Source organism: Comamonas sp. FG99, assembly GCF_057808605.1.
Window position 1 is genome coordinate 24,980 of sequence record NZ_JBMDII010000052.1, and the last position, 7,173, is coordinate 32,152.

Genomic DNA, 7,173 nt, shown 5'->3' on the forward strand with positions numbered 1-7,173 from the left:
TCATGGCTTGTCTCCTCAGGCGCCGGCCGTGGCGCTGGCCAGCGTGTTGTCGTACAGCGCCTGCTCGCGCGCCTTGTGCTCGGCCGAGAAGCGCACCGCGATGGCGCACACCGCCGACAGCGCCACCAGCACGCCCAGCACCGACAGCGTGTGCTGCGTGTCGCCCAGGCCCTTCATCAAAAAGCCCGCGGCCACCGCGCCCACGTTGCCGCCGGCGCCGATGATGCCGGCCACGCCGCCCAGCGCATTGCGGTCGATGAAGGGCACCAGCGCATAGGTCGCGCCGCATGCCATGTGGGTGAACAGCCCGAACATCAGCATCGCCGCCACGGCCAGCAGCACGCCGTCGGCATGGGCGAAGGCCAGCAGCCCCAGGCCCTCGCCCAGCATCATCAGGCACAGCAGCAGCGTGCGGCCGTCGAGCCCGCGGCTGCGCGCCATGCGGTCCGACACGATGCCGCCCAACGCGCGGGCAAACAGCGCCAGCAGGCCGAAGCTCGCCGCCGCCATGCCGGCCGAGGCCAGCGACAGGCCGAAGCGGTCCACGTAGTAGATGGCGGCCACGTTGTGGATGAAGATCTCCACGCCGAAGCAGGCGCCGTAGGTGACGAACAGCAGCCACACGCGGTAGTTGCGCGCGGCGCTGGCAAAGCTGGCCCAGCCGCCCTTCTTGCCGCTGTCGATGGTTTTGCCGGCGGCGCGCAGCTCGGCGTAGTTGCCCTCGGGGCAGTCCTGCGTGTAGCGCCAGTACAGGAAGGCGACGATCAGCATGGCCGCGCCCGGCACCACCATGGCGATGCGCCAGCCCAGGCTCTGGCTCACCCCCATCATCACGATGGCGGTGAGCAGCAGCGGCATGGTGCCCTGGGCCACGCCGCCGCCCGCATTGCCCCAGCCGGCCGTGGTGGCGTTGGCGGTGCCAACCACGTTGGGCGCGAACATCACCGAGGTGTGGTACTGGGTGATGACGAAGCTCGCGCCGATGGCGCCAATCGCCAGGCGGCAGAACAGGAAGGCCTCGTAGCTTTGCGCCAGCGCCACGCCCAGCACCGGCAGCGCCCCCACCAGCAGCAGGCCGGTGTAGGCCTTGCGCGGGCCGTAGCGGTCGCACAGCGGCCCCACGATGAGCCGCACCAGGATGGTCACGGCCACCGCGGCGATGTTGATGTTGGCGATCTGCGCCGGCGTGAGATGGAACTCGCCCTTGAGCACCGGCATCAGCGGCGCGCAGGCGAACCAGGCGTAGAAGCAGACGAAGAACGCCAGCCAGGTGAGATGGAAGGCGCGCATCTGCGGCGTGCGCAGGCTGAACAAGTCGATTCGGGTGGCTTTGCCGGTCATGTCTGCCTCTGAGGTTGCGGCGGGCCCTGGGTAGGAGCCGTTCACCGTGGCAGGCACTCATCAGCAAAACCTGTGCCAATAAATTCCCTGAATAAATTCAACGGGATGTACCGGGCTTGCGCGCCGGCGGCACCGCGATCGCGCACCGCGCCGGCGCGGCATGTGCAACCATGGTGCATTGCATCAAATAAAAACGCCTCGCGGGTGCGAGGCGTTTGGCAAGGCGCTTGGCGTGGGCAAGGCAGGATCAGCCGGTGTTGCGCAGCGCCGCCGCGATGCCGTTGATGGTGATGTGGATGCCGGTCTTCACCCGCTCGTCGGCCTGGCCGCTGCGCCAGCGGCGGATCAGCTCCACCTGCAGGTGGTGCAGCGGGTCGATGTAGGGGAAGCGGTGGCGCATCGAGCGCTCCAGCGCCGGGTTGTGCGCCAGGCGCTGCGCCTCGCCGGTGATCTGCGCCAGCGCATCGGCGGTGCGCTGCCATTCTTCCTCGATGGACTGGAACACGCGCTTGCGCAGCCGGGTGTCGGCCACCAGCTCGCTGTAGCGCGAGGCCAGCGCCAGGTCGCTCTTGGCCAGCACCATGTCCATGTTGGACAGCAGCGTGCGAAAGAACGGCCACTGGCGGTACATGCGCTGCAGCAGCGCCCATTGCGTACCGGGCGTCTTGCCCTCGGCCTGCACGAAGGCCTGCACCGCGCTGCCGAAGCCGTACCAGCCCGGCAGCGTGAGCCGGCACTGGCCCCAGCTGAAGCCCCAGGGGATGGCGCGCAGGTCTTCGATGCGCTGGTTGGCCTTGCGCGAGGCCGGGCGCGAGCCGATGTTCAGCTCGGCGATCTCGCGGATCGGCGTGGAGCTGAAGAAATACTCCTCGAAGCCCTTGGTCTCGTACACCAGCTCGCGGTAGGCCGCCATGCTGGCCTGCGACAGCGTGGCCGCGGCCGCCAGGAAGGCCGGCGTGGCCGGCTTGGTGGGCTGCAGCAGCGTGGCCTCCAGCGTGGCGGCCACCAGGGTTTCGAGGTTGCGGCGGCCGATCTCGGGGTTGGCGTACTTGGAGGCGATGATCTCGCCCTGCTCGGTCAGGCGGATCTGGCCGCGCACCGTGCCCGGCGGCTGCGCCAGGATGGCCTGGTAGCTCGGGCCGCCGCCGCGGCCCACGGTGCCGCCGCGGCCGTGGAACAGGCGCAGGCGCACGGGCTGCTGAACATGGGACTGGGTGCTGAGCTTGTCGAACAGCTCCACCAGCGCGAGCTCGGCCTGGTACAGCTCCCAGTTGCTGGTGAAGATGCCGCCGTCCTTGTTGCTGTCGCTGTAGCCGAGCATGATGTCCTGCTCGCTGCCGCTGCGCGCCACCAGCGCCGCGATGTGCGGCAGGCCGTAGTAGTCGCGCATGATGGCGGCGGCATTGCGCAGGTCTTCGATGGTCTCGAACAGCGGGCTGACGATGAGCGCCGCGCTGGACTTGCCGTCGTCGATGCGCCCGCCCAGCAGGCCCACTTCCTTTTGCAGCAGCAGCACTTCGAGCAGGTCGCTCACCGCCTCGGTGTGGCTGATGATGTAGTGGCGGATCGCCTCGCGGCCATAGGTCTGCACCACGCGGCGCGCCTCCTCGAAGATCGCGAGCTCGCTTTGCGCCAGCGCGCTGTAGGCGGTGCCCGGCACCCGCAGCGGGCGGGCATCGCACAGCTGGCGCAGCAGCAGCTCGCGCTTGGCCTCCTCGCCCAGCGCGCCGTAGCCGGACTCGATGCCGGCCGCGGCCAGCAGCTCGGCCACCACGGCCTCGTGCGCGTCGGAGTTCTGGCGCAGGTCCACCGTCGCGAGGTGAAAGCCAAACACCTGCACCGCGCGGATCAGCGCCGACAGGCGCTGGTCCACCAGCACCTTGCCGTGGTTGTCGCGCAGCGAATCCTCGATCACCCGCAGGTCGGCCAGCAGCTCCTGGGCGCTGCCGTAGGGGTTTTGCGGCGCCACCGCATGGCGCGCCGCGTCGCCGCCGGTCAGCTGCTTGAGGGTGGCGGCCAGCCGGGCGTAGATGCCCACCAGCGCGCGGCGGTAGGGTTCGTCCTCGCGGTGCTGGCTGGCGTCGGGCGAGCGCCCTGCCAGCGCCTGCAGCTCGGGCGTCACGCCGGCCAGGCGCTGCGACATCGACAGCTCGCCGCCCAGGTAGTGCGCCTGCTTGAGGTAGTAGCGCAGCACCAGCTCGGCCTGGCTGCGCATCGCGGTCTGCAGGCTGGCGGCCGTGACATTGGGATTGCCGTCGCGGTCGCCGCCGATCCACTGGCCCATGCGCAGGAAGCTGGCCAGGTCGCGCTCGCCCAGGTCGCGCTCCAGCGCCGCGTAGAGCTTGGGGATTTCGCTCAGGAAGGTGGCCTCGTAGTACGAGAGCGCGTTGTCGATCTCGTCCTCGACCGTGAGCTTGGAAAAGCGCAGCAGGCGCGTCTGCCACAGCTGGGTGACGTGCGCGCGCAGATGGGCCTCGTTGTCGGCCAGCTGGCGCGGCGTGAGCGTATCCTTGGCGCTGTTGTAGAGCTGGGCGCGCTGCACGATGTCGTCGCGCTCGGTCAGCAGCTGGGCGATGTTGCGCTCGGCGTCGAGGATGCTCTTGCGCTGCACCTCGGTGGGGTGGGCGGTGAGCACCGGCGACAGCCAGGCATGGGTCAGCGTATCGACCACGGTCTTGGTGGGAATGCCCGCCCAGCGCAGCCGCGCCAGCGCCACCTCGATGCTGCCCTCCTGCGTGTTGCCGGCGCGCTCGTGCACCTCGCGGCGGCGGATGTGGTGGCGGTCCTCGGCCAGGTTGGCCAGGTGCGAGAAATAGGTGAAGGCCCGGATCACGCTCACCGTCTGGTCGCCCGACAGGCCCTTGAGCAGCTTCTTGAGCGACTTGTCGGCATCCTGGTCGTCGTTGCGGCGAAAGGCCACCGACAGCGTGCGCACCTGCTCGATCAGGTCGAACGCGGCCTGGCCTTCCTGCTCGCGGATCACGTCGCCGAGGATGCGGCCGAGCAAGCGGATGTCTTCGATCAGGGGCTGGTCCTTGTCCTCCTTGCTCCCCTTGCGCGGCGTGGCGGGGGCCGCCTGGGGCTCGCCGGAATCCTCGGCCTTGGCTCGGTTGCTGGCAGGCTTGCGCTGGGCTGTCTTCATCAACAAAACTCCGCTGGATAGTGAGAATGCGAGGCCGCACGCGTGCCCGATGCGCGGCTGGCGTACAGCGGCAGCGGCATGGGCACGGCGGCAAGCCGCACATGCTAGCATCGGCGCCGGCCTTTTCATGTGGCCGGCCATCTATTCTTCATATCACTATCGGTATTGCATTCCATGTCCGCTCGCCCCATCGTCATCGCCACGCGCGAAAGCAGCCTTGCCATGTGGCAGGCCGAACATGTCCAGGCGCTGCTGCAGGCGCGCGGCCATGCCGTCAGCATCCTGGGCATGACGACGCGCGGCGACCAGATCCTGGACCGCACGCTGTCCAAGGTGGGCGGCAAGGGCCTGTTCGTCAAGGAGCTGGAGGCCGCGCTGGAAGACGGCCGCGCCGACCTGGCGGTGCATTCGCTCAAGGATGTGCCCATGGAGCTGCCCGAGGGCTTTGCGCTGGCCTGCGTGATGGAGCGCGAAGACCCGCACGACGCCTGGGTATCGCCGCGCTACGCCGCGCTGCAGGACTTGCCCCAGGGCGCGGTGGTGGGCACCTCCAGCCTGCGCCGCCAGGTGCTGCTGCAGGCGCTGCGCCCCGACCTGAGGATCGAGCCGCTGCGCGGCAACGTCAACACCCGGCTGCGCAAGCTCGACGAGGGCCAGTACGACGGCATCGTGCTGGCGGCGGCCGGCCTCAAGCGCCTGGGCATGCACGAGCGCATCCGCCAGACCTTTGCCGCCGGCACCATGCTGCCCGCCGCCGGCCAGGGTGCGCTGGGCATAGAGATCCGCGCCGACCGCGCCGACCTGGTGCAGATCCTGGCCCCGCTGGCCCATGCCCGCACCTGGCAGACGGTGACGGCCGAGCGTGCCATCAGCCGCTGCATGGGCGGCAGCTGTTCGATGCCGCTGGCGGCCCACGGCGTGTGGCAGGGCGACGAGCTGCGGCTGCAGGCGGCCTGGGGCGACGAGCACGCGCCGCAGGCACCGCTGATCCGGGCGGAGCTCGCGGGCGTGGTGACGGACCTGCACAGCGCCGACCTGCTGGGGCAACAGGTGGCGCAGCTGCTGCAGCAGCGCGGCGCGCGGGTGCGGGGGAACTAGCGCCCTTGCTTCCGAGTGGCCCGAACCGCATGCCCCCGCCCCGCCGCATCCTCATCACCCGCCCCCAGCCCGAAGCCGACCGCTGGGTGGCCGAGTTGCGCGCGCATGGCCTGGCGGCCGAGGCGCTGCCGCTGATCTGCATCCGGGCGGCGCCATCGCCCGCGCTGCGGCAGGCGCAGGCCGAATGGCAGCGGTACAGCGCCATCATGGTGGTCAGCGGCAATGCGGCGGCACATTTCTTTGACCGGCATTGGCTGGCAGCGCTTGAAGCGCTTGATGGCAGGGAACCACACGCTATCAAAACCAGAGTATGGTCACCTGGCCCCGGCACGGCAGCCGCACTGCGGCGCCTGGGCGTGCCACCGGCCCTGATCGACATGCCCGATGCCGGCGCGGCGCAGTTCGAGTCCGAGACCCTGTGGCAGCGCGTGCGGGGCCAGATCGGGCCCGGCAGCCGCGTGCTGATCGTGCGCGGCACCGACGCCGAGGCGGCCGGCGCCCAAGGCCGGGGGCGCGAATGGCTGGCCGGGCAGCTGCGCCAGGCCGGCGCCACGGTGGATTTCGTCGTGGCCTACGAGCGCGCCGGCCCCGAGTGGAACCAGGCACTGCATGCGCAGGCCGCTTCGGCGCTGGCGCCGGACAGCTGCTGGATCTTCAGCAGCTCCGAGGCCGTGATGCATTTACGCAACAGATTCGGTGCCGGGCAGCTGGCCAGCGCCCCGGCGCTCGCCACGCATCCGCGCATTGCGCAGGCCGCGCACGATGCCGGCTTCCTGCGCGTGCGGCAGTGCCGGCCTGCGCTGGCGGATGTACTTGCCGCGCTGGCAGGGTAGCGGTCAGCTGGAGAGGTTGAACAGGCGCTTGAACAGGTGGCTTCTGAAATCCCGCCGGGTGCCGATGAACATATGGATCACCACCATGCGCTCATCGAATTCATAGACCACCCGGGTCTGCCGGACCAGCGCATAGCGGATATTGCCAATCCCCAACGCCTGCAATTCATCGATAGGATGGCCCGCCTGCGGCTCGCTTCCGATCCGCAAGGCCATGGCCTTGTATTCCGCATTCACCGTATTCCAGACGGCCGCGCCGAAATCCCTCTTGACGTAGGCCTTGATGTCCTGGAACTCCTGCTTGGCGCTATCGAGGATGACGACTCGCCGCTGCACGCTCAATCGTCCATGCCGTCGAGAAAGTCTTGCGCATCGCTGAACTTGCCTGCGCCAACCTCCTTGCGCCCCAGGGCAACGAGCTTGAGCAGCGCCATGGTCTCCTGCAACTTCTCATACTCGCCGATATCCATGACCACCATCTTGGCCTCGCCGTTCTGGGTGATGATGATGGGCTCGGGATTGGTGCTGAACTCCTTCACGATGTCTGCCGCGTTGGATTTCAGGTAGGTGATGGGCTTGATCTGCTCGGTCAACGGCATGGGATGCTCCTGCGCTACGCACCGAGCCATAATAAAGACCGAATTCTTCCTGTCAAGCATCCCAACAAGACTGCTCCAGTCGCTTCTTGCCCCATCTTCTCAGAACGTGTTCAAAGTCTTTTCATGATGCCCGTTGCCGGGCAAAGGCCGTGGATGCAAG

Annotated in this window: 6 protein-coding genes; 2 read left to right on the forward strand and 4 right to left on the reverse strand. The window is 68.7% G+C overall.

The annotated features are described in order from the left end of the window. Positions 1-15: 15 nt before the first annotated feature. Entirely contained in the window at positions 16-1,341 is a 1,326-nt protein-coding gene (locus ACODRX_RS23690) for an MFS transporter (protein WP_488873998.1), read from the reverse strand. 247 nt (positions 1,342-1,588) lie between these two features. Further along, complete coding sequence (ppc, locus tag ACODRX_RS23695; protein ID WP_488873999.1) at positions 1,589-4,483, reverse strand: phosphoenolpyruvate carboxylase; 2,895 nt, start codon at positions 4,481-4,483, stop codon at positions 1,589-1,591. 174 nt (positions 4,484-4,657) lie between these two features. Between ppc and hemC the strand changes: the two genes are divergently transcribed. Both hemC and ACODRX_RS23705 read left to right on the forward strand, forming a co-directional pair. After that, a complete protein-coding gene (hemC, locus tag ACODRX_RS23700) occupies positions 4,658-5,581 on the forward strand; it encodes a hydroxymethylbilane synthase (protein ID WP_488874000.1) in 924 nt (307 codons plus the stop codon). Positions 5,582-5,610: 29 nt separating this feature from the next. Further along, positions 5,611-6,414, forward strand: coding sequence for a uroporphyrinogen-III synthase (locus ACODRX_RS23705; RefSeq protein ID WP_488874001.1), 804 nt, complete (start codon positions 5,611-5,613; stop codon positions 6,412-6,414). A 3-nt stretch (positions 6,415-6,417) separates the two neighbouring features. Here ACODRX_RS23705 and ACODRX_RS23710 read toward each other — a convergent pair whose 3' ends face one another. Further along, positions 6,418-6,756 (reverse strand): type II toxin-antitoxin system RelE/ParE family toxin, encoded by a 339-nt coding sequence (locus tag ACODRX_RS23710; RefSeq protein WP_488874002.1) that lies wholly within the window; start codon positions 6,754-6,756, stop codon positions 6,418-6,420. Then, positions 6,753-7,013, reverse strand: a complete 261-nt coding sequence (locus ACODRX_RS23715) for a type II toxin-antitoxin system Phd/YefM family antitoxin (protein WP_488874003.1) — start codon at positions 7,011-7,013, stop codon at positions 6,753-6,755. The genes ACODRX_RS23710 and ACODRX_RS23715 overlap by 4 nt, the downstream gene beginning before the upstream one ends. Positions 7,014-7,173: the final 160 nt, after the last annotated feature.